We start from the raw sequence: 21,235 nt of genomic DNA on the forward strand, positions 1-21,235 counted from the left end.
GACCGCGTGTTTCGAGCGGGTGGCGAGCTCGCATCCAAGCGCGGCCGCGGCAGCATCCACTTCGTCTAGGATCGTCGGGTGGATCTCTCATTTGAACTGACCCCCGACCTCGCCATCGCCTTCGTGACCCTCTTCGTTCTCGAAATCGTGCTTGGCGTCGACAACGTGATTTTCATCTCGATCCTCGCGAGCAAGCTCCCGGTCGAGCAGCAGGCGAAGGCCCGTAATCTCGGTCTCACCCTCGCGATGATCATTCGGATCGGGCTGCTGTTCGGTGCAACCTGGATCATCACCCTCACCGACGACGTCTTCACCGCGTTCGGCAGGGGCTTCTCGGGCCGAGATCTCATCCTCATCGCGGGCGGGCTGTTCCTCGTCTACAAGGCGGTCACCGAGATCCACGAGAAGCTCGAGGGCGCGGAGTCGCACGGCAGCGGCCGCATCAAAACCGTCACCTTCGGTGCGGTCATCGCCCAGATTCTCGTGCTCGACATCGTCTTCTCCTTCGACTCGGTCATCACCGCCGTCGGCATGGTCGACAACCTGCTCGTCATCATCGTCGCGGTCGTCTCGTCGTTCACCGTGATGCTCTTCTCGGCGAAGTACATCTTCACCTTCGTCAACCGGCACCCCACCGTGAAGATGCTCGCGCTCGCGTTCCTCGTGCTCATCGGCGTCTTCCTCATTGCCGACGGCTTCGAGGTCAAGATCGACAAGGCGCTGATCTACGGCCCGATGGCCTTCGCGATCCTCGTCGAGGCCCTCAACCTCGTTGCCAAGGCCCGCCAGGAGAAGCGCCGCGGCGCGATCGAGCCGGTGCACCTGCGCCACGCATACTCCAAGGCCGACGACCACGCCGCGGTCGCGGCCGCAACCTCGTCGGGTCCGGATGCCGGTGCCGTCGGCCTCTCGCGCAAGCCGGTCTTGGGCACGATCACCCAGACCGATGGGCATCAGGAGCCAGCCGGGCTCGGCTGATCCGCCCGCGCGCGGGTCTGATCCGGCCGCGCGCGGGGCTGATCCGGCCGCGCGTGGGTCGCGTGCGAAAGACGCATACGCTTCCCCTGTGACACTCGACAAGCCCGCACCCTCCATCGAACTGACCACGCAGGGCGTCGGCCCATGGGTCGGCGAGCTGCCCGACGACCCGCGCTACGACCCGGAGCTGATCGCCCGCGGCGACTCCCGCAACGTCGTCGACCGATACCGGTACTGGAGCATGGAGGCCATCGTCGCCGACCTCGACGAGCACCGGAACCCGTTTCATGTCGCCATTGAGAATTGGCAGCACGACATGAACATCGGCTCGATCGTGCGCAGCGCGAACGCCTTCGGCGCCGAGACCGTGCACATCATCGGCCGCAAGCGCTGGAACAAGCGCGGCGCGATGGTGACCGACCGCTACCAGCACGTGATGCACCACGACACCGTCGAGACGTTCGCCGAGTGGGCCGCGTCTGCCGGGCTGCCGGTCGTGGCGATCGACAACGTACCCGGCTCGGTCATCATCGAGACCTTCCCCTTCCCCGCCGCGTGCGTGCTGCTGTTCGGGCAGGAGGGGCCGGGGCTCTCGGATGCTGCCCTCGCGGCATCCGCGGACATCGTCGAGATCAGCCAGTTCGGTTCCACCCGCAGCATCAACGCCTCCGCGGCGGCCGCGGTCGCGATGCACGCCTGGGTGCTGCAGCACGTGCGCTTTCCGCGCTGAGCGGTACCGTGGCAACATGACGACCAACCTGCTCGGCCCCGCCGACACGCTCCTGCCGGAAGAGCCCGATGTGCTCGCCTCGATCGCCAACACCGGGCTGGATGCGGCCGACGTCGTCGTCGCGCACCCCGCCTCGCCGCTCGCCTGGGCGCTCCTGTCGAACAACGCCTACAACGCCGAGAAGATGATCGAGTCGTACGCGTTCGCGCGGGTCGGCTACCACCGTGGCCTCGATGCACTGCGAAAGGGCGGCTGGAAGGGCCACGGCCCCGTGCCGTGGTCGCACGCGCCCAACCGCGGCGTGCTGCGCGCGTTCTATGCGCTGCAGCGAGCCGCGGATGCGATCGGCGAAGAGGATGAGGTGGAGCGCCTCGGTGCCCTGCTGACTGACTCCGACCCGACGGCAGCCGCCGCGATCGAGGCGGAGCACCCCGGGCACTGACGCTTTCATCATTCAGGAGTGGGGGTCGGGCACTGACGCTTTCATCATTCAGGAGTGGGGGCCGGGCAACAGTTTTCATCATTCAGGAGTGGGGGTCGGGCAACAGTTTTCATCATTCAGGAGTGACAGGGGGGCCGGCGGGCGGATGCTGGGATTTCGAGCATCCGGCCCCTCTCCCCGCACTATTCCCGCGAGAAGTGGAGCATTCCTGCGGCCGCTCGGCGGTGAGCAGCAGATCACTCCTGAATGATGAAAGCGGTGGCCGGCCGAAAGCCCGGGTTATCCGGTCGCTGTCACCTCCAACTCCTGAATGATGAAAGGAGTGTTACCGGCGGGAGCGGCGCTCCGCGACGATCGTGTAGATGCTGCCCGCCGCGGCGATGGCGAAGCAGGCAAACCCGAACCACGAGACCGCCTCAGACGGGTCGCGGGCGAGCCGGATCGCGTAGAAGAGGGCGAGCACGCTCGCCGCGCCCCCGACGATCCAGGGGGCGACGATGCGCAATCGGCTGGGCTGGTTCTGGCTCGAGGTCACGCCCGATTCTCTCATTCTCCTCGGCGGGGCGGACCCCCGGGCAGGGGAGCGCCGACGTAGCGCGCGGCATCCTCCCACCCGAGTCCGGCGCACGACAGCGTCGTGATCACGACCAGCCGGTCGCCCTCCGCAGAGTTGAGCCCGAGGCGGCTCGCCTCGTCGAGCACGTTGAGTGCCGTGCCCTCGATGAGCCGCGCGAGGATCGGCGCCGGCACGTCCTGGCGGAAGGATCCGGATGCGACACCTACCGTCACGACGCGCTCCAGCACCTCGCGCAACGGCCGCAACACCTCGGCGATTCGCGCGCTATACGGGCCGCGCACCGCCAGCACTGCGGTGGCACGCACGTGCGAGACCTCGCCCCACAGGCGCGAGCCGATCGTGGCGATCGCCGCGCGTGGATCGGTGTCGTCGAGGGGCAGCAGGCTTGCCGCGATGCGGGCCGCGCCGGTGGCCAGTATCTCCTCGATGAGGTGGTCGCGAGTTGGGAAGTGGCCGTAGACGGCGCGGCGGGTCAGGCCCGCTCGGGCGGCGATCGCATCCATCCCGGCGTCGGGATCGACGCACAGCACGCTCACGGCCGCCTGCAGGATGGACAGCCGGTTGAGCAGCGCGTCGCGTCGAACCTGTCGAGGAGCGGGGCGGGAAACGGATGTCATGGTCGTAGCCTAACGATCTTGCACATCGGTGTGCAAGATAATAGGCTCGCGGCATGACCACCACGAACCAGCAAGCTCCCGTCTCGTCCGCCCCGACCATCAGCCGCCAGTGGCAGCTGATCCGGCGCCCCTCCGGCTGGCCGGTCGCCGACGACTTCCGCCTCGCGGAGATCGAGCTGCCCCCGCTCGCCGATGGCGAGGTGCGGGTGCGCAACGAGTTCGTCTCGGTCGACCCCTACATGCGCGGACGCATGAACGACGTCAAGTCGTACACCCCGCCTTACGTGCTGGGCGAGACGATGACCGGCGGCGCGGTCGGCCGGGTCGTCGAGTCCCGCTCCGACTCGCTCGCCGTCGGCGACCTCGTGCGCCACTTCCTCGGCTGGCGCGATCTGGCCCAAGCCGACGCCGCGGCGTTCGCCCCGACCGCGGAGGTGCCCGGAGTGTCGTCGTCCGCCTTCCTCGGGGCGCTCGGCATGACGAGCCTGACCGCGTGGGTCGGATTGCTGGTGATCGCGAACATGAAGCCCGGCGACACCGTGTTCGTCTCCGGCGCTGCCGGCGCGGTCGGGTCGGCCGTTGGCCAGCTGGCCCGACTGCGCGGAGCGAAGCGTGTAATCGGCAGCGCGGGCTCCGACGAGAAGGTGGCGCTGTTGACGGGCAAGTACGGCTTCGATGCGGCGTTCAACTACAAGAACGGCCACCTCGCCAGACAGCTCGCGGATGCCGCACCCGACGGCATCGACGTCTACTTCGACAACGTCGGCGGCGAGCACCTCGAGGCGGCCCTCTATTCGTTCAACGACGGCGGCCGCGCGGCTCTGTGCGGCGCGATCTCGGTCTACAACGAGACGGCAGCTCCGTCCGGCCCACGCAACCTGCCGATGATCACAACGAAGGGGCTGCGGCTCGAGGGCTTCACGATCGGCAATTACCAGCAGCACGCGACCGCGTTCGCCGCAGAGGTCGGCCCGCTGCTCGCATCCGGACAGATGGTCTCCGACGAGACCGTCATCGACGGCATCGACAACGCGCTCGAGGCCTTCTTCGGCCTGCTGCGCGGCGAGAACACCGGAAAAATGGTCGTGCACACCGGCGCGTGACCCCCGCGCATGCCTCCGGCGGGGCACGAGTGGCCCCGCCGGTAGACTGAGGTGCAATCCCCAACTCATCTCTTCGAAAGGGATCCCTCGTGCCAGCAATCGTGATCATCGGAGCCCAGTGGGGCGACGAGGGCAAGGGCAAGGCCACCGACCTGCTCGGTAGTCGCATCGACTACGTCGTCAAGTTCAACGGCGGCAACAATGCCGGCCACACGGTCGTGATCGGCAACCAGAAATACGCGCTGCACCTGCTGCCGTCCGGCATCCTCACCGACGGGGTCATCCCGGTCATCTCGAACGGCGTCGTCATCGACATCGAGGTGCTCTTCGACGAGCTTGAGGCGCTGACCGCACGCGGGGTGGATGTCTCGAAGCTGCGGGTGAGCGCCAACGCGCACATCATCACGCAGTACCACCGCACCCTCGACAAGGTCACCGAGCGCTTCCTCGGCAAGAAGCAGATCGGCACGACCGGCCGGGGCATCGGACCCGCCTACGCCGACAAGATCAACCGCGTCGGCCTGCGCATCCAGGACCTGTTCGACGAGAACATCCTGCGGCAGAAGGTCGAGGCGGCCCTCGACCAGAAGAACCACCTCCTCGTGAAGGTCTACAACCGCCGCGCGATCATGGTCGACGAGATCGTCGAGAACCTGCTCTCCTATGCGGAGCGGCTGCGCCCAATGGTCGGCGATACCGCCCTCGAGCTCAATCGCGCCCTCGACGATGGAAAGATCGTGCTGTTCGAGGGCGGCCAGGCCACGATGCTCGACGTCGACCACGGCACCTACCCCTTCGTCACCTCGAGCAACTCGACCGCGGGCGGCGCCTCGACCGGGTCGGGCATCGGCCCCGGCCGCATCGAGCGCGTCATCGGCATCGTCAAGGCGTACACGACGCGGGTCGGCGCCGGACCCTTCCCGACGGAGCTGTTCGACGAGTCGGGGGAGTTCCTGCGCTCGCGCGGTTTCGAGTTCGGCACCACGACCGGACGACCTCGCCGCACGGGCTGGTACGACGCCCCTATTGCGCGCTACTCGGCCCGCATCAACGGCGTGACCGACTTCGTGATGACGAAGCTCGACGTGCTCACGGGACTCGCAACTATCCCCGTCTGCGTCGCGTACGACGTCGACGGCGTACGCGTCGAGGAGGTGCCGGTGTCACAGTCGGACTTCCACCACGCCGTGCCGATCTACGAGGAGTTCCCCGGCTGGACCGAGGACCTCACCGGCGTGCGCGAGTTCAGCGACCTGCCCCCGAACGCGCAGGCCTACGTGCTCGCGATCGAGGCCATGAGCGGGTCGCGCATCTCGGCGATCGGCGTCGGCCCCGGCCGCGACGCCATAATCGCGCGGCACGACCTGCTCGATTGAGCCAGCCGCCGGCTGGCTATGCGCTGTCGTCGGTGAGGGTGGCGTAGACGACGATGTTGTCGAGGTGGGAGCCGGCGGTGTTGTCGAAGATGCCGCCGCAGGTGATCAGGCGTAGGGCGGCGTGGTCGGTGTTGCCGTAGACCCTTTGGGTGGGGAAGTCGGCTTTCGGGTATTGCTCGACCGCGTCGACGGTGAAGGTGGCTGTGGTTGCGTCGGCGCGGGTGATGGTGATTTCGTCGCCGGGGCGCATGTCGCCGAGGCGGTAGAAGACGGCGTGTCCGGCGTTGCTGGTGACGTGTCCGAGGATGATCGATGGTCCGAGCTCTCCCGGGGTGGGTGAGCCGCGGTACCAGCCTGCTGGGGCGGCCGGGTCGAGTGGGGGGACTTCGGCGGTGCCGTCGGTGTTGAGTCCGAGTTGCATCAGCGTTGAATCGACACCGATGGCGGGGATGCTGACCTGGGTGGGGCTCGAGGCGGGCATGATCGGGCCGGTGGTCTGTGTAGCGGCGACCGGTGGCGTCGGGGGCGGGGGTGTCGCGGTGGTGCCCGGGGGGGGGGGGCTGGCAGCGGATGCCGGTGGTTGTGGCGGCGAGTCGTTTGTGGTCAGTGCGAGGGCGATGGCGGTGCCGCCGCCGAGGAGGAGAAGCACCGCCGCGGTAGCCCAGAGGCTGCCGCGGCGGGACTTGCTAGGTTGCGCAGTCACTGATTCTCGATCGTGTCGATCCTCAGTTGCGTGCGGCGACGCGGCGACGAACGGCCACGACACCGCCGGCGGCGAGCAGGAGTCCGCCGCCGAGGGCGAGCATGCCCAGATCGGGGCCGGAGGTGTTCACGCCACCGGTCTGCACGCCACCTTCAGGCATTTCTTCCATCTGGGAGACGGCGAGCGCTCCGCAGAGGGCGGGTGCGGTGGCGGCCAGGGGCAGCTCGGGAACCAGGGAGCTCATCGCGTCCTGGGCTGCCTGGCTCAGTCCGGCCGGGTCGAGACCGTGCACGACGATGACGCCGGTGCCGGCCTTGAGGGAGGCGATGGTGGCGGCGTTCATGGTGAAGGTGCGCTCGAAGGTGAACGAGCTGCCACTCGGGGCGACGGTGAGGTCGGTTGCCGTGGACGCGTCGGTTGCGCCGTCCAGCGACAGGGTGGTTCCGATCTCGCCGTAGAAGGGCTGCCCCTCTGGGGTGTCGATGACGCCATCGCCATTCGCGTCAGCATCCGCCGGGGGACATACGCCCTGGGCGGCGATGTGGATGTGCTGCACGTGCGGGTACGGGGCATCGTTGAACGTCTCGGCGAGACCGCTCACCTCGCCGGTGACCGTGGCTTCGTCGCCGACGAGCTTGACCGTGTACGAACCACTGGCGCCACTGCCATTGATCGCGTCAAGCGTCGTCTGATACGTGACATCCTCTGTTGCTGCGAACGCGGGGCCAGCGGCGGCGACCGCCACCCCCAGCGCCAACGCGGGAACCAGCAGGAGTTTCGTCGTGTGCTTCATCGGGATTCGTCCTCTCTGACGAGTTGTGCGGTGCCCGTTTTCGGGCCACCTATGTGTCTGTTCGACACGGAACGCGATTCCGTTTGGCCTGTCCGGCACACGCGCCGGCAACTGCCGTCAACGAAAAGTTGACCTCAGACAATTCAGAATCGCAATCCACGCTACGTGGGCTGCAGACGCACGACAAGCAATCGGCGCAGCGATGCAGCATTCATTGAAAAATGAAAACTTTGTAACGATTACCCCCCGTTTGGGCGCCGGGCGACGTAAATTTACCTCGGGGACACATTCGTTGTCTTGAGTGAAATTTCACGCGTCCGTATGTCCGATGGAGGAACCTCTACATGCCTGTTCACAAGCGATCGAGAATGGGCCTGGCCGCCCTCCTCGGACTTGCCCTCGTAGCCACACCCCTGGCTACAGCCCCCGCCATCGCCAACACAGCCGGCACCGGCGTCGTCATCAACGAGGCGTACGTCAATGGCGGCAGCAGCGGTGCGACCTACCTCAACAAGTTCGTCGAGCTGTACAACCCGACGAACGCCGCGATCGACCTTGCGGGAACGAGCCTGCAGTACCGCTCGGCAACCGGCACCGTGAACCCCTCCAACGTCGTGACGCTCACCGGCTCGATCGCCGCCGGCGGGTACTACCTTGTGCAGGGCAGCAGCAACGCGACGAATGGCCAGACACTTCCCGCAGCGGATGCCTCGACCGGCGCGTCCTGGGCCGGGGGCGGCGGCACTTTCTTCCTCGCGAACCAGGCGACGGCGCTCACTGCGCCCCCGGTCGGCTCCCTCGTGGGCGACCCGGCGGTCATCGACCTGCTCGGCTTCGGCAGCTCCAACACCTTCGAGACGGCCCGCGCGAGCGCGGCATCCGTGATCCTGTCGCTCAACCGCACGGCCGGCGTCGACACCGACGTCAACGCCGCCGACTTCACCACCGCGGCGCCGACCCCGACGAACGCGGTCGGAACCGGCCCGGCACCCGACCCCGAACCCGAACCGCCGGTGCGCACTGACCCCATCGCCATCGCCACGATCCAGGGCACCGGCTTCGCCACCCCCATCGCCGGAACGACGGTGACGACGCGCGGCGTCGTGACCGCAAGCTTCCCGACCGGCGGCTACAACGGGTACTACATCCAGACACCGGGAACCGGAGTCGAGCTCGACGCCGCCTCCGACGGCATCTTCGTTTACTCCAGCGCGACAGTCGCCCAGGCGACGGTCGGCACCTACGTCGAGGTGACCGGACTCGTGTCCGAGTTCTACGGACTCACCCAGCTCGAGGTCGCGGCCGGCGGCCTGACCATCGTCGATGAGGTCGTCGCCGCTCCGGTTGCGGCCGACGTCGCGGTCACCTCGGATGTCGCACAGCGCGAGTCGCTTGAGGGCATGCTGCTCGCTCCGGCTGGCGCGTACACGGTCACCGACAACTACGACACGAACTACTACGGTTCACTCGAGCTCACGGCGGGAACCAGCCCGCTGGTTCAGCCGACGACCGTCGTCGAGCCGGGAAGCCCCGAGTACTTCACGATGCTCGCCGCCAACCAAGCCGCGGTCATCACTCTCGACGACGGTGCCACGACGAACTTCAACAGCACCGCCAACAAGGGGATCCCGATCCCGTACCTCTCGACAGAGAACCCGGTGCGCATCGGCGCGGCGGTGAACTTCGAGACCGCGGTGGTGCTCGACTACCGCTTCGGCGCGTGGGCCTTCCAGCCGACCGAGCAGCTCACGACCGCGAATGCCGCAACGGTTCAGCCGGCGACCTTTGAGAACACGCGCACCGCGGCCCCGGAGAACGTGGGCGGCGACGCCACCCTCGCAACCTTCAACGTGCTCAACTACTTCTCAACGACCGGTGACGAGCTCGGCACGTGCAGCTACTACAACGATCGCGTGGGCGACCCCGTGACCGTGCGGGGCGGATGCGGCGCGCGAGGCGCCGCCGAGCAGGAGGACCTCGACCGCCAGCAGGCAAAGATCGTGTCGGCGATTGGCGCGCTCGACGCGGATGTCGTCGGCCTCGAGGAGATCGAGAACTCGGCCGCGTTCGGCTTCGACCGTGACGTGGCGCTCGCCGAGCTCACCGCGGCACTCAACGCCGACGCTGGAGCGGGGACCTGGTCGTTCGTGCCCTCGCCCGCACTGGTGCCGGCCGATGAGGATGTCATTCGCACAGCCTTCATCTACAAGTCGGCCGTGATCGAGCCCGTCGGCGAGTCCGTCATCCTCGATGACCAGGTCGCGTTCGTCAACGCTCGCGAGCCGCTCGCCCAGGTCTTCCGCCTCGCGGGTGGAGACACGGAGAGTGAGTTCCTCGCGATCGTGAACCACTTCAAGTCGAAGGGCTCCGGCTCCGGCGTCGGCGACGTCGATGCCGGCGACGGCCAGGGGTCGTCGAACGGATCACGCACGCGCCAGGCGGTCTCGCTCGTCGCGTTCGCCGAGACGCTGAAGACCTCGTCCGAGGTGGAGCGCGTGTTCCTCCTCGGCGACTTCAACGCCTACCTCAAGGAGGACCCGATCGACGTTCTGGTGAACGCCGGATACGTCGACCTCGGAGCCACGACGGGCGAGGAGACGTACGCCTTCGGCGGCGCGATCGGCTCGCTCGACCACATTCTGGGCAACGCTGCGGCGGTCGCGGACGTCACGGATGTCGACATCTGGAACATCAACTCGGTCGAGTCGATCGCGCTGGAGTACAGCCGGTTCAACTACAACGTGACGAACTTCTACGAGGCGAACCCCTACCGGTCCTCCGACCACGACCCGATCCTCGTCGGGCTCGACATCGCAAGCGAGCCGGTCGAACCGCCAGCGCCGGTCAAGGGGAATCCGTTCGGTGCAAATGGTCCGGACAAGCCAGGCAAGCCGGCGGTGCCCGGCAAGCCACTGTTCCCGGGTAAGCCGGCGCATCCGTTCAAGTAACGCGTGAGGCAGCAGAGGGGGCGGGCCGTTCTGGCCCGCCCCCTCTGTCATCCGCCCCCTCTGTCATCCGGTCAGGCTGTCGTGCGGTCAGGCTGTCGTGCCGTCGGGGTGCCCCGCCAGGGTGTGCCGTCGCGTGCTGCAGCGCAGGGTGTGCAGTGCGCGGCCGCTCGGATGGCAGACTTCTAGGGTGACTGCGACAAGGCCCGCCCGAGATGTGCTTGAGGGGCGATTCATCCGCCTCGAGCCGATGACCCGCGCGCACCTGCCCGCCCTCTTCGCGGCTATCGGGCATCCGATCGTCTTCGAGAGCGGCTATGGCGGCGGACCGGCGGGTTACCGCGATACCGAGGCCGGGTTCCTCGCGTGGGCGGAGACCTATTACGACTGGGACAACGGCAACGTCTACGGGGTCTCCGTCGTGGGCGGGCCTCACGAGGGCGAGCTCGTCGGCACGACGACCCTGTCGGATTTCGCGCCGGAGCGGGAGTTCGCGCACATCGGCTGGACCGCGTACGACCCGCGTGTCTGGGGCACCGCGGTCAACGCCGAGGCGAAGTATCTGCTGCTCGGGCTCGCGTTCGGGCACGGCTTCGGGCGCATCCAGATTCTCGCCGACGCCATCAACGAGCGCTCCCGCGCCGCGATCTCGCGACTCGGCGCGACTTTCGAGGGCATCGCGCGCCGGCACCTCCCGCGCGCGGACGGGTCCTGGCGCGACAGCGCGGTGTTCTCGATCATCGTCGACGACTGGCCGCAGGTGCGTGCGCAGCTTGAGGAGCGGCTCGCCGCGCACGAGGGCCGTCCGGTGCTGTATCGGAGCATGCCGACCGCGGCACCCCAGCATCCGTAACACGACGACATATTCGGTCACGCGCGGACGACGGTGGAATACCGGGCAGTGCCCGCGGTTACAGCCCTAGTGACCATTCAACGATTCCCCCTGCGCAAGAAGCTCCTCTCCACCGTCGGTGCCGCCGCCATCGCCGTCTCCCTCGCCGCCTGCTCGGCCGGCGCGAGCGACGCACCGGATGCCGGTGCGGAGGCATCCGACGGACTCACGCTCGCCGAGGTGCAGGAGAGCGGCGAACTCGTCGTCGGCACCGAGGGAACCTATCGTCCCTTCAGCTACCACGAGGGCGGATCCGGCGCGCTGACGGGTTACGACATCGAGGTCGTCACGGCCGTCGCCGAGAAGCTCGGCGTCGAGGTCACCTTCGAAGAGACCCAGTGGGACGCGATTTTCGCGGGCCTGCAGTCCGGACGCTTTGACATCATCGCCAACCAGGTCTCCATCAATGACGAGCGCGAGGCCGCCTACACGATGAGCGATCCGTACACGGTGTCGCCGGGCGTGCTGATTGTCGCGGACTCGAACACCGAGATCGCCTCCTTCGATGACCTCAGCGGATTCTCGAGCGCCCAATCGCTCACGAGCAACTGGTACGAGGTTGCCGTGGGCTACGGCGCCACCGTCGAGGCGGTCGAGGGCTGGGCGCAGGCCGCCGAGCTGTTGACCCAGGGCCGCGTCGACGCGACCGTGAACGACGAGCTCACCTTCCTCGACTTCGAGAAGACCGAGGGCGACACCGGGCTGAAGATCGTCGATGAGACCGACGACGCGTCCCTCAACGCCTTCGCGCTGCCCAAGGGCAGCGACGACCTCGCCGCCGCGATCAACGAGGCGCTCGCCGAGCTGCGGGCCGACGGCACGCTCGCCGCGATCTCCGAGAGCTACTTCGGCTCGGACGTCAGCGAGTAGGTTGGGGGTCCGCGGCGACGCGCGGAACGATCGCGAGAGAAGCCGCTGAATGGATTGGGAACTGTTTTGGGTCTCACTGTGGCCCATCGTGCGTGGCGGTCTGGTCGGCACGATTCCACTGTCGATCGCGTCCTTCGCGATCGGCCTCGTGATCGCGCTCCTCGTCGCGCTCGCCCGCATCTCCGGCATCCGCGTGCTGTCGGGGATCGCCCGGTTCTACGTCTCGGTCATTCGCGGCACCCCGCTGCTTGTGCAGCTGTTCGTGATCTTCTATTGGCTGCCGTCGCTCGGGCTGCTGATCGACCCGTGGCCGAGCGCTGTCATCGCCTTCTCCCTCAACGTGGGCGGCTACGCGGCCGAGGTGATCCGGGCCGCGATCCTGTCGGTGCCGAAGGGGCAGTGGGAGGCCGGGCACACGATCGGAATGTCCCGCACGACCACGCTGCGGAGAATCATCCTGCCGCAGGCCGCGCGGGTGTCGGTGCCGCCGCTGTCGAACACCTTCATCAGCCTGGTCAAGGACACCTCGCTCGCGTCGCTCATCCTCGTGACCGAGCTCTTCCGTGAGGCGCAGAAGATTGCCGCGTTCAGCCAGGAGTTCGTCATGATCTATATGGAGGCGGCACTGGTCTACTGGGTGTTCAGTCTGGTGTTGTCGACCGCGCAGTCCCGAATCGAGAAGAGGCTCGACCGCTATGTCGCCCACTGAATCGCCGTCGCGCGCATCCACACCGGGTTCGACCCCGCTGCTCGAGGTGCGCGGGCTCGCCAAGTCGTTCGGCGACCACGAGGTGCTGCGCTCGATCGACTTCACTCTTGATACCGGCAAGGTGCTCGTGCTGATCGGTCCGTCGGGATCCGGCAAGACGACGGTGCTGCGCTCGCTCAACGGCCTCGAGCAGCCCGACGCCGGAACCGTCTCGGTTGCCGGCGGCGAAGTCGCGATCGACTTCGCCGGGCCGGTGTCGGCGGCGACACGGCTCGCCCTCCGCGACCGCTCCGCGATGGTGTTCCAGCACTACAACCTCTTCCCGCACCTGACGGTGCTGCAGAACGTCACCGAGGGTCCGATCGTGGTGCAGAAGCGGGCGCGGGCGGATGCCGAGGCGGAGGCCATGGCGCTGCTCGAGCGAGTGGGCCTCGCCGACAAGCGCGATGCGTTTCCGTTCGAGTTGTCCGGCGGCCAGCAGCAGCGGGTCGGCATCGTGCGCGCCGTCGCGCTGCGCCCGCAGCTCCTGCTGTTCGACGAGCCCACCTCGTCGCTCGACCCCGAGCTCGTCGGCGAGGTGCTCACCGTCATGAAGGAGCTCGCCGAGGAGGGCTGGACGATGGTGGTCGTGACGCACGAGCTCGTGTTCGCCCGTGAGGTCGCAGACGAGGTGCTCTTCCTCGACGGCGGAGTGATCGTCGAGCGCGGTGCTCCCGAGCGGCTGTTCACGGCACCGACCCAGGAGCGCACAAAGCAGTTCCTCAATCGGTTGCTCTTCCCATTCTGAGTCGCGCGAGGCGGCCCCGCCGTTCGCGGCGGCTCGGGGCCGTGCCCTAGATTTGACCCATGACGGATCCGGGAACCTTCGACAGCGCCGAGAAGCTCCAGAGCCTGCGCCGCAGCATCGACAACATCGACGCGGCCCTCGTGCACTTACTCGCGGAGCGGTTCAAGTTCACCCAGGACGTCGGCTGGCTCAAGGCGACCTCCGGGCTGCCAGCATCCGACCCCGCCCGCGAAGCGGTGCAGATCGCGAGGCTGCGGGCGCTCGCCGAGGAGTCGCGGCTCGACCCTGCCTTCGCGGAGAAGTTTCTGAACTTCATCGTCGCGGAGGTCATCCACCACCACGAGGAGATCGCCGGAACCGGCTCGATCGACACCCACCGCACCTAGCACGTCTCTTTTATTATTCAGGAGTAGTTGGGTGCTGCGGCAACCGACCCGTGAGGTTAGCCGCAAATGCGGCAGATTCTGACTCAGAATGCCGCAAATGCGGAATGACCGCCCCACCGCTCCTGAATAATGAAAGTCAACCGGGGGGATTGGCTACAGCAGCGCCCCGAAGTGCTCCGCCATCGTCGCGGTGTGCACCGCGCGCAGCTCCTCGATCGACACGGTGAAGTGATCCTGCACCTCGAGCTCGCCCGACTTGTCGGTCACGCCGATGCGCAGCACCGGGTAGCCGCGGCCCTCGCACAGCCCCTGGAACTTCACGTCGTCCTCACGCGGCACCGACACGATCACCCGTCCGGTCGACTCACTGAACAGCGCAGTGGCGGCATCCACGCCGTCGCGTGACTCGATCTCGGTGAGCCACACGCGGGCACCCACGCCGAAGCGCATCACGGCCTCGGCGAGGGCCTGGCCGAGACCGCCGTCAGCGAGGTCGTGCGCGGCCGCGATGAGGCTTCCCGTGCCGCCGGCCTGGATCAGCGCGGCGAGGTTCATCTCCGCGGCGAGGTCGACCGCGGGCGGGCGTCCGCCGAGGTGGTCGTGGATGACGCCGGCCCAGGCCGAGCCGTCAAGCTCGAGCGAGGTGGTGCCGAGCAGATAGATGTTGTCGCCCTCGTCCTGCCAGCCCGACGGGATGCGCCGGCCCACGTCGTCGATCACGCCGAGTACCGCGACGACGGGCGTCGGGTGGATCGGCACGTCGCCGGTCTGGTTGTAGAACGAGACGTTGCCGCCGGTGACGGGAATCTCGAGCTCCATGCATCCGTCCGCCAGGCCCTCGACGGCCTTGGAGAACTGCCACATGACCTCGGGGTTCTCCGGGCTGCCGAAGTTGAGGCAGTCGGAAACGGCAACCGGGGTGGCGCCCGTGACGGCCACATTGCGGAACGCCTCGGCGAGGGCCAGCCGGGCGCCCTGGTATGGGTCGAGCTGGCAGTAGCGTCCGTTGGCGTCGGTCGCGACGGCGAAGCCCAGTCCGGACTCCTCGTCGACGCGCACCATTCCGCCGTCGTCCGGGAACGACAGGGCCGTGTTGCCCATGACGTAGCGGTCGTATTGGTTGGTGATCCAGCTCTTGTCGGCGAGGTTCGCGCTGCCGAGCAGGGTGAGGAACTGCGAGCGCAGCTCGTCGGGAGTCGTCGGGCGGGGGAGAGCGGATGCCGTGTCGGCCTGCAGCGCGTCGATCCAGGCCGGGTAGGCGACCGGGCGGTCATAGACGGGGCCGTCGACGGCGACCGTTCGAGGCAGAACGTTGACGATCTCCTCGCCGCGCCAGTTGATGATCAGGCGGCCGGTGTCGGTGACCTCGCCGAGCACGCTGGTCTCGACGTCCCACTTCGCAGTCACCGCGAGGAAGCCCTCGAGCTTCTCCGGGGTGACGATCGCCATCATGCGCTCCTGGCTCTCCGACATGAGGATCTCCTCGGCGGTGAGCGACGGGTCGCGCAGCAGCACGTTGTCGAGCTCGACGAACATGCCGCCGTCGCCGTTGGAGGCGAGCTCCGAGGTCGCGCAGGAGATGCCGGCGGCGCCGAGGTCCTGGATCCCCTCGACGAGCTTGCCCGCGAACAGCTCGAGGCAGCACTCGATGAGCACCTTCTCGGCGAACGGGTCGCCGACCTGCACCGCGGGGCGCTTGGTCGGGCCGCCGGCGGAGAACGAGTCGGAGGCGAGAATGGATGCCCCGCCGATGCCGTCGGCGCCCGTGCGGGCACCGAACAGCACGACCTTGTTGCCGACGCCGCGCGCGTTGGCGAGGTGCAGGTCCTCGTGCCGAAGCACGCCGACGGCGAGGGCGTTGACGAGCGGGTTGGCCTGGTAGACCGAGTCGAAGTAGGTCTCGCCGCCGATGTTCGGCAGGCCGAGGCAGTTGCCGTAGAAGCTGATGCCCGAGACGACACCGTGCACGACGCGCGCCGTGTCGGGGGAGTCGATCGCGCCGAAGCGCAGCGCATCCATCACCGCGACCGGGCGGGCGCCCATCGAGATGATGTCGCGCACGATGCCGCCGACGCCGGTGGCGGCGCCCTGGAACGGCTCGATGTACGACGGGTGATTGTGCGACTCGATCTTGAACGTCACAGCCCAGCCCTCGCCGACGTCGACGACTCCCGCGTTCTCGCCCATGCCGACCATCAGGTTTGTGCGCATCTTCTCGGTCGTCTTCGAGCCGAACTGGCGCAGGTAGTTCTTCGAGCTCTTGTACGAGCAGTGCTCGCTCCACATGACCGAGTACATCGCGAGCTCACCGCTCGTCGGGCGCCGGCCGAGAATCTCGCGGATCGCCGCGTACTCGTCAGGCTTGAGGCCCAGCGCGCCATAGGGCTGCTCCTTGTCGGGAGTGGCCTCGGCGTTCGCGACGGAGTCGGGGGCGGGACGTGTGGGGGTGTTTGCGGCTGCGCTCACGTGGACAGGACTCCTAGATCGGTGGGTGCCGTACCTGCCGATCCTACCGGGGGCACGCCGCGCGCTAATTTTGATTTACTCAAAACAAGTGCTTGACTGCCAGAGATGACTTTGGCCCACATTTCCCCCGCTCCTCGGGAGCTGCTGCGGGATGCCGGGCTCAAGGTCACCGCGCCCCGGCTGGCCGTACTGCTGGCGGTCGAACAGGCACCGCACTCCGACGCCGATGCGCTCTTCGCGGCCGTGCGCCGCGGGCTGCCGGGCACCTCGCTGCAGGCCGTGTACGGCGTGCTCGGCGCCCTCACGACCGCGGGCCTCGTGCGGCGCATTGAACCGGCGACGTCGCCCGCGCTGTACGAGCGTCGGATCGGCGACAACCACCACCACGTCGTCTGCACCTCGTGCAAGGCGGTCGAAGACGTCGACTGCGTGCACGGCGCGGCCCCGTGCCTCACGCCGTCGTCGAGCCACGGCTTCGTCGTCGAGGCCGCCGAGGTCACCTTCTGGGGCCTGTGCCCGAGGTGCCAGGCGCTTCCGGGGGCTGCGCGCGCAGCATCCGCCCCGACCGTGCGGTAGCACCGCCCACTCGCTCTTCCACTCTGCCCCACCACCACAGTTAGGACATCCATGTCAGAGGACACCACCGCCCGCGCCACCACCACCCAGACCGGCACCCCGGTCGCGAGCGACGACCACTCGCTCACGGTCGGCACGAACGGCGTCGCGGCGCTGCACGACCGTTACCTCGTCGAGAAGCTCGCGCAGTTCAACCGCGAGCGCATCCCGGAGCGAGTCGTGCACGCCAAGGGCGGCGGAGCGTTCGGCCACTTCGTCGTGACCGAGGACGTCTCCCGCTTCACGCGCGCGGCCTTTCTGCAGCCCGGCACCTCGACCGAGATGCTGCAGCGGTTCTCGAGCGTCGCCGGTGAGCAGGGCAGCCCCGACACCTGGCGTGACGTGCGCGGCTTCTCGCTGAAGTTCTACACGACCGAGGGCAACTACGACATCGTCGGAAACAACACCCCGGTCTTCTTCATCCGCGACGGCATGAAGTTCCCCGACTTCATCCGCTCGCAGAAGCGCCTGCCCGGCACGGGCCTGCGCGACGCCGACATGCAGTGGGACTTCTGGTCGCTCTCGCCCGAGTCCTCGCACCAGGTGACCTACCTCATGGGCGACCGCGGCCTGCCGCGTTCGTGGCGCGAGATGCCCGGCTTCGGATCGCACACCTTCCAGTGGATCAACGCCGAGGGCGAGCGCTTCTGGGTCAAGTACCACTTCAAGTCCAATCAGGGCAATGTCGAGATGGGTGGGGCCGAGGCCGAGCTCATCGCTGGCGCCGACGCAGACTTCTACCGCCGCGACCTGTCCGACGCCATCGAGGCAGGCAACTTCCCCTCGTGGGACATGCACGTGCAGGTCATGCCGTACGAGGAGGCGAAGCACTACCGCTTCAACCCGTTCGACCTCACCAAGGTCTGGTCGCACTCGGACTACCCGCTGATCAAGGTCGGCACCTACACGCTCGACCGCAACCCGGAGAACTTCTTCGCGCAGATCGAGCAGGCCGCGTTCTCGCCCGCGAACACCGTGCCCGGCATCGACATCAGCCCCGACAAGATGCTCATGGCCCGCGTGTTCTCCTACCCCGACGCCCAGCGCTACCGCGTCGGAGCGAACTACGCCGAGGTGCCGGTCAACGCGCCGATCTCGCCGGTCAACTCGTACGCCCAGGACGGCGCGACGAGGCACGGCTTCAAGCCCGCCTCCGAGCCGGTTTACGCGCCGAACTCGCGCGGCGGTGCGGTGGCGGATGCTGCGGCAGCGGGAGTCGGATCGTTCGAGAACGACGGTGAGCTCATGCGCTCCGCCGCGGCGCTGCACGCCGAGGACGACGACTTCGGCCAGGCCGGAACGCTGTACCGCGACGTGTTCGATGCGGAGGCCAAGGCGCGCTTCCTCGACACGATCAGCGGAGCGGTCGGCGGAGTCGTCGATGCCGGCATCCGCGAGCGTGCGATCCAGTACTGGACCAACGTCGACGCCGAGCTCGGGCTGAGCCTGCGGGCCAACCTGACCGCTCCGGTCGCGGTCGACGCCCGGTAGCGCGCATCCACTGCTGAGGGCCCGTCCCCGTCGCGAACCGCGTCGGTGGCGGGCCCTCAGGCATTCTCCCGGTTGACGCGGGTGTTGTTCACTCGCGTGGCTGTAATCGCATGCACGTGAGTGAACGGCGTGCGCGCGAGCGCGGAGCAGCGCAGCGCAGCGTGGAGCAGCGCAGCGCTAGCCGGCTGCGTAACTGCCCGGCACGTGCGAGAGTGAATAGTGACCAATCCCGCCCTCCCCACCGCCCGATCATGACCGACGTTACTGACCTCGCCGCGCTGCAGCGCCGCACGGTGCGCGTGCTTGTTGCCGGTCAGATCCTCGGCGGGCTCGGCATCGGGTCGACCCTCGCGATCGGTGCGGTGCTCGCCGCGCAGATCTCCGGATCGGATGCCTGGTCGGGCTCAGCCGCGACGCTCTCCACGCTGGGGGCCGCAGCCGCCGCGATCCCCCTCGCTCGGCTCGCTCAGCGCCTGGGGCGCCGACCGGCCCTCGCCACGGGTGTGCTCGCCGCCGCGGCGGGCGCCATCATCACCGTGATCGCGGCGGGCGTGGAGAGCTTCCCGCTGCTCCTCGTCGGCTTCGGCCTGCTCGGGGTCGGCACCGCGGTGAACCTGCAGTCCCGGTTCGCGGCGACGGATGTCGCGAGTCCGCAGCGCCGCGGACGTGACCTCTCCATTGTGGTCTGGTCGACGACGATCGGCGCGGTTCTCGGCCCGAACCTGTTCGGACCGGGGGAGCTCGTCGCCGAGGCGTTCGGCATGCCGCCGCTCACCGGGTCGTTCGCGATCGCCGTGCTCGCGCAGGTCAGCGCGGCTGTGGTGTACCTCTTTGGGCTTCGTCCCGACCCCTATCTCGTCAGCCAGGATGCGCAGCGCGCCCAGGACCTCGTCGATTCGGCCGAGGCCGAGCGCAACGGCCCCGCGGAGCCGCACACCGAGTCGCAGACGCGGGACCTCGCATCCGCCGCCGCCCGCTCCCGCACGCTGCTGGTCTTCGCGATCGGCTCCATCGCGATCAGTCACGCCGTCATGGTCTCTGTCATGGCGATGACGCCGGTTCACCTGACTCAAATGGGGTCGTCGCTGACCATCGTGGGCCTGACAATCAGCCTGCACATCGCCGGCATGTACGCGCTGTCGCCGCTGTTCGGCTGGCTCAGCGACCGTGTCGGACGGATCCGCACGATCCTGATGGGGCAGGGGATGTTCGTCGTCGCGCTTGTTCTAGTGGCCCTCGGCGCCGAGAGCCCGACTCTCGTGACCGTGGGGCTCATCTTCCTGGGCCTCGGCTGGAGTGCCGCGACCGTCTCGGGTTCCGCGTTCGTCGCCGACCTCGTGACAGGTCCGGCCCGCGCGCGAATCCAGGGCCGCACCGACCTCATCATGAGCCTGTCGGGCGCCGGCGGCGGGGCGCTCGCCGGTCCCGTGCTCGCACTCATCGGATACGCCGGGCTCGCGTGGGCGGCGGGCGTGCTCGTGCTCATCGTGATTACCGCTGCCAGTATCGTGGCCCGGACGCCGAAGCAGCCCGTGCCGGTCGACCAGCTCGCAGATTAAGTTCTCGCGGCAGCGCGGCAGCGCGGCAGCGCGGCAGCCGGGTTGCGCGACAGCCGAGTTGCGCGACCCCGCGGCTGCTGCGCTGAGCAGCGGGCGGTGCGGCTCAGACCGCCGCGAGCGCCGCGATCGCCGAGGTGAAGATCGTCAGGCCGTCGGTGCCCGACCGCATTGCGGCATCCGTGTCGGGGCCGAAGCCCTCCTCGATCGCGTGTTCCGGATGCGGCATGAGGCCCACGACGTTGCCGCGCGCGTTCGTCACGCCGGCGATGTCGTTGATCGAGCCGTTCGGGTTCACCCCGAGGTAGCGGAAGGCAACCTGGCCCTCACCCTCGAGGCGCGCGATCGTCTCGGCATCCGCGACAAATCCGCCCTCGCCGTTCTTCAGCGGGATCGTGATCTCGGTACCGGGCGCGTACCCGTTCGTCCACGCTGTGGAGGTGTTCTCCACGCGCAGCTTCTGGTCGCGGCAGATGAACGTGCCGTGGTCATTGCGGATGAGCCCGCCGTCGAGCAGGTGCGCCTCGGCGAGCATCTGGAATCCATTGCAGATTCCGAGCACCGGCACGCCGCGGTTCGCGGCGGCGATGACCTCCGCCATGATCGGCGAGAGACTCGCGATCGCACCCGCGCGCAGATAGTCGCCGTAGCTGAAGCCGCCGGGCAGCACAATCGCGTCGACGCCGCGGAGGTCGTGCTCCCCGTGCCAGAGGGCCACGGGGGTGGCGCCGGCGAGCCGGACGGCGCGCTGGGCGTCGCGGTCGTCGAGGCTTCCGGGAAAGGTGACGACGCCAATGCGCATCAGGATGCCTCGACGGGCGTTCCCGCGACGAGGGCGCCGTCGGTCTGCGATCCGGATCCGACGAAGTGCACGCTCACGACGTCTTCGATGACGGAGTTGGAGAGCATCGTCTCGGCGAGCTCGCGCACCTCAGCGAGGGTCGCCTCATCCGCGTCCCCCTCGAAGGCGATCTCGAACCGCTTGCCGAGCCGCACATCGGTGAAGCGCGACCTGCCGAGACGATGGAGCGCGCCAGCGACGGCCTTGCCCTGAGGATCGAGCAAAACGGCCTTGGGCATGACCTCGACGACGATTGTGGGCACCGATGACTCCAGAGGCATTCGTGGGAATTGGAAAGCCAACTCTACCGCGTCGGCAGTGCCGAATCCGGATACCGTGGGGCCGCTTACCCGGTAGT

At 68.0% G+C, this 21,235-nt stretch carries 21 protein-coding genes; 14 read left to right on the forward strand and 7 right to left on the reverse strand.

Annotated features, from left to right (window positions below; translation table 11 throughout):
* Positions 1–78 precede the first annotated feature (78 nt).
* From BHD05_RS02890 to BHD05_RS02900, 3 genes are all read left to right on the forward strand, one after another.
* The gene (locus tag BHD05_RS02890; RefSeq protein WP_161885094.1) at positions 79–978 is read left to right on the forward strand and encodes a TerC family protein; all 900 of its coding nucleotides are present in this window, start codon (positions 79–81) and stop codon (positions 976–978) included.
* An 88-nt stretch (positions 979–1,066) separates the two neighbouring features.
* Positions 1,067–1,708 carry a TrmH family RNA methyltransferase gene (locus tag BHD05_RS02895; protein WP_236966623.1) on the forward strand — a complete coding sequence of 214 codons (642 nt, stop codon included), beginning with the start codon at positions 1,067–1,069 and terminating at the stop codon, positions 1,706–1,708.
* A gap of 16 nt (positions 1,709–1,724) precedes the next feature.
* A complete protein-coding gene (locus BHD05_RS02900; protein WP_161885096.1) occupies positions 1,725–2,150 on the forward strand; it encodes a DUF3151 domain-containing protein in 426 nt (141 codons plus the stop codon).
* A gap of 325 nt (positions 2,151–2,475) precedes the next feature.
* Here BHD05_RS02900 and BHD05_RS02905 read toward each other — a convergent pair whose 3' ends face one another.
* Both BHD05_RS02905 and BHD05_RS02910 read right to left on the reverse strand, forming a co-directional pair.
* Complete coding sequence (locus BHD05_RS02905) at positions 2,476–2,685, reverse strand: hypothetical protein (protein WP_161885097.1); 210 nt, start codon at positions 2,683–2,685, stop codon at positions 2,476–2,478.
* Positions 2,686–2,696: 11 nt separating this feature from the next.
* Positions 2,697–3,344: a TetR/AcrR family transcriptional regulator gene (locus BHD05_RS02910; protein ID WP_161885098.1), complete on the reverse strand. Its 648-nt coding sequence runs from the start codon at positions 3,342–3,344 to the stop codon at positions 2,697–2,699.
* Between the two features lie 53 nt (positions 3,345–3,397).
* Between BHD05_RS02910 and BHD05_RS02915 the strand changes: the two genes are divergently transcribed.
* Together BHD05_RS02915 and BHD05_RS02920 are read left to right on the forward strand one after the other, a co-directional pair.
* The gene (locus BHD05_RS02915) at positions 3,398–4,447 is read left to right on the forward strand and encodes an NADP-dependent oxidoreductase (RefSeq protein ID WP_161885099.1); all 1,050 of its coding nucleotides are present in this window, start codon (positions 3,398–3,400) and stop codon (positions 4,445–4,447) included.
* Between the two features lie 89 nt (positions 4,448–4,536).
* Positions 4,537–5,823, forward strand: a complete 1,287-nt coding sequence (locus tag BHD05_RS02920) for an adenylosuccinate synthase (RefSeq protein ID WP_161885100.1) — start codon at positions 4,537–4,539, stop codon at positions 5,821–5,823.
* 16 nt (positions 5,824–5,839) lie between these two features.
* On the opposite strand, the gene BHD05_RS02925 is transcribed toward BHD05_RS02920, so the two are convergent.
* Complete coding sequence (locus BHD05_RS02925) at positions 5,840–6,526, reverse strand: class F sortase (protein WP_161885101.1); 687 nt, start codon at positions 6,524–6,526, stop codon at positions 5,840–5,842.
* Between the two features lie 22 nt (positions 6,527–6,548).
* A complete protein-coding gene (locus tag BHD05_RS02930) occupies positions 6,549–7,319 on the reverse strand; it encodes a hypothetical protein (protein ID WP_161885102.1) in 771 nt (256 codons plus the stop codon).
* A 344-nt stretch (positions 7,320–7,663) separates the two neighbouring features.
* Between BHD05_RS02930 and BHD05_RS02935 the strand changes: the two genes are divergently transcribed.
* The 6 genes from BHD05_RS02935 (at position 7,664) to BHD05_RS02960 (ending at position 13,908) form a co-directional block, all read left to right on the forward strand.
* Positions 7,664–10,267, forward strand: a complete 2,604-nt coding sequence (locus BHD05_RS02935) for an ExeM/NucH family extracellular endonuclease (RefSeq protein WP_161885103.1) — start codon at positions 7,664–7,666, stop codon at positions 10,265–10,267.
* A gap of 187 nt (positions 10,268–10,454) precedes the next feature.
* Positions 10,455–11,117: a GNAT family N-acetyltransferase gene (locus tag BHD05_RS02940; RefSeq protein ID WP_161885104.1), complete on the forward strand. Its 663-nt coding sequence runs from the start codon at positions 10,455–10,457 to the stop codon at positions 11,115–11,117.
* Between the two features lie 90 nt (positions 11,118–11,207).
* On the forward strand, positions 11,208–12,026 hold the full coding sequence (locus BHD05_RS02945; protein ID WP_161887318.1) for an amino acid ABC transporter substrate-binding protein: 819 nt from the start codon (positions 11,208–11,210) through the stop codon (positions 12,024–12,026).
* Between the two features lie 49 nt (positions 12,027–12,075).
* The gene (locus tag BHD05_RS02950) at positions 12,076–12,735 is read left to right on the forward strand and encodes an amino acid ABC transporter permease (protein ID WP_161885105.1); all 660 of its coding nucleotides are present in this window, start codon (positions 12,076–12,078) and stop codon (positions 12,733–12,735) included.
* On the forward strand, positions 12,722–13,522 hold the full coding sequence (locus BHD05_RS02955) for an amino acid ABC transporter ATP-binding protein (protein WP_161885106.1): 801 nt from the start codon (positions 12,722–12,724) through the stop codon (positions 13,520–13,522). The genes BHD05_RS02950 and BHD05_RS02955 overlap by 14 nt, the downstream gene beginning before the upstream one ends.
* Positions 13,523–13,581: 59 nt before the next feature.
* The gene (locus BHD05_RS02960; protein ID WP_161885107.1) at positions 13,582–13,908 is read left to right on the forward strand and encodes a chorismate mutase; all 327 of its coding nucleotides are present in this window, start codon (positions 13,582–13,584) and stop codon (positions 13,906–13,908) included.
* 153 nt (positions 13,909–14,061) lie between these two features.
* On the opposite strand, the gene purL is transcribed toward BHD05_RS02960, so the two are convergent.
* The gene (gene purL, locus BHD05_RS02965; RefSeq protein ID WP_161885108.1) at positions 14,062–16,374 is read right to left on the reverse strand and encodes a phosphoribosylformylglycinamidine synthase subunit PurL; all 2,313 of its coding nucleotides are present in this window, start codon (positions 16,372–16,374) and stop codon (positions 14,062–14,064) included.
* Positions 16,375–16,479: 105 nt separating this feature from the next.
* Here purL and BHD05_RS02970 point away from each other — a divergent pair, with 105 nt between their 5' ends.
* From BHD05_RS02970 to BHD05_RS02980, 3 genes are all read left to right on the forward strand, one after another.
* Complete coding sequence (locus BHD05_RS02970) at positions 16,480–16,950, forward strand: Fur family transcriptional regulator (protein ID WP_161885109.1); 471 nt, start codon at positions 16,480–16,482, stop codon at positions 16,948–16,950.
* A 51-nt stretch (positions 16,951–17,001) separates the two neighbouring features.
* Complete coding sequence (locus BHD05_RS02975) at positions 17,002–18,480, forward strand: catalase (protein WP_161885110.1); 1,479 nt, start codon at positions 17,002–17,004, stop codon at positions 18,478–18,480.
* A gap of 251 nt (positions 18,481–18,731) precedes the next feature.
* On the forward strand, positions 18,732–20,039 hold the full coding sequence (locus BHD05_RS02980) for an MFS transporter (protein WP_161885111.1): 1,308 nt from the start codon (positions 18,732–18,734) through the stop codon (positions 20,037–20,039).
* Between the two features lie 103 nt (positions 20,040–20,142).
* On the opposite strand, the gene purQ is transcribed toward BHD05_RS02980, so the two are convergent.
* Both purQ and purS read right to left on the reverse strand, forming a co-directional pair.
* The gene (gene purQ, locus BHD05_RS02985; protein WP_161885112.1) at positions 20,143–20,838 is read right to left on the reverse strand and encodes a phosphoribosylformylglycinamidine synthase subunit PurQ; all 696 of its coding nucleotides are present in this window, start codon (positions 20,836–20,838) and stop codon (positions 20,143–20,145) included.
* Positions 20,838–21,140 (reverse strand): phosphoribosylformylglycinamidine synthase subunit PurS, encoded by a 303-nt coding sequence (purS, locus tag BHD05_RS02990; protein ID WP_161887319.1) that lies wholly within the window; start codon positions 21,138–21,140, stop codon positions 20,838–20,840. Before purS ends, purQ begins: the two co-directional genes overlap by 1 nt.
* Positions 21,141–21,235: the final 95 nt, after the last annotated feature.

Origin of the sequence: Marisediminicola antarctica, from assembly GCF_009930795.1 — a bacterium.
In the GTDB taxonomy this organism is placed as follows: Bacteria; Actinomycetota; Actinomycetes; order Actinomycetales; family Microbacteriaceae; genus Marisediminicola; species Marisediminicola antarctica.

Coding starts and splice junctions, on each gene's coding strand:
- BHD05_RS02900 (WP_161885096.1), top strand. CDS start 1,725: ATGACGACCAACCTGCTCGGCCCCGCCGACACGCTCCTGCCGGAAGAG.
- BHD05_RS02910 (WP_161885098.1), bottom strand. CDS start 3,344: ATGACATCCGTTTCCCGCCCCGCTCCTCGACAGGTTCGACGCGACGCG.
- BHD05_RS02915 (WP_161885099.1), top strand. CDS start 3,398: ATGACCACCACGAACCAGCAAGCTCCCGTCTCGTCCGCCCCGACCATC.
- BHD05_RS02930 (WP_161885102.1), bottom strand. CDS start 7,319: ATGAAGCACACGACGAAACTCCTGCTGGTTCCCGCGTTGGCGCTGGGG.
- BHD05_RS02935 (WP_161885103.1), top strand. CDS start 7,664: ATGCCTGTTCACAAGCGATCGAGAATGGGCCTGGCCGCCCTCCTCGGA.
- BHD05_RS02950 (WP_161885105.1), top strand. CDS start 12,076: ATGGATTGGGAACTGTTTTGGGTCTCACTGTGGCCCATCGTGCGTGGC.
- BHD05_RS02955 (WP_161885106.1), top strand. CDS start 12,722: ATGTCGCCCACTGAATCGCCGTCGCGCGCATCCACACCGGGTTCGACC.
- BHD05_RS02960 (WP_161885107.1), top strand. CDS start 13,582: ATGACGGATCCGGGAACCTTCGACAGCGCCGAGAAGCTCCAGAGCCTG.
- BHD05_RS02970 (WP_161885109.1), top strand. CDS start 16,480: ATGACTTTGGCCCACATTTCCCCCGCTCCTCGGGAGCTGCTGCGGGAT.
- BHD05_RS02975 (WP_161885110.1), top strand. CDS start 17,002: ATGTCAGAGGACACCACCGCCCGCGCCACCACCACCCAGACCGGCACC.
- BHD05_RS02980 (WP_161885111.1), top strand. CDS start 18,732: ATGACCGACGTTACTGACCTCGCCGCGCTGCAGCGCCGCACGGTGCGC.
- purQ (WP_161885112.1), bottom strand. CDS start 20,838: ATGCGCATTGGCGTCGTCACCTTTCCCGGAAGCCTCGACGACCGCGAC.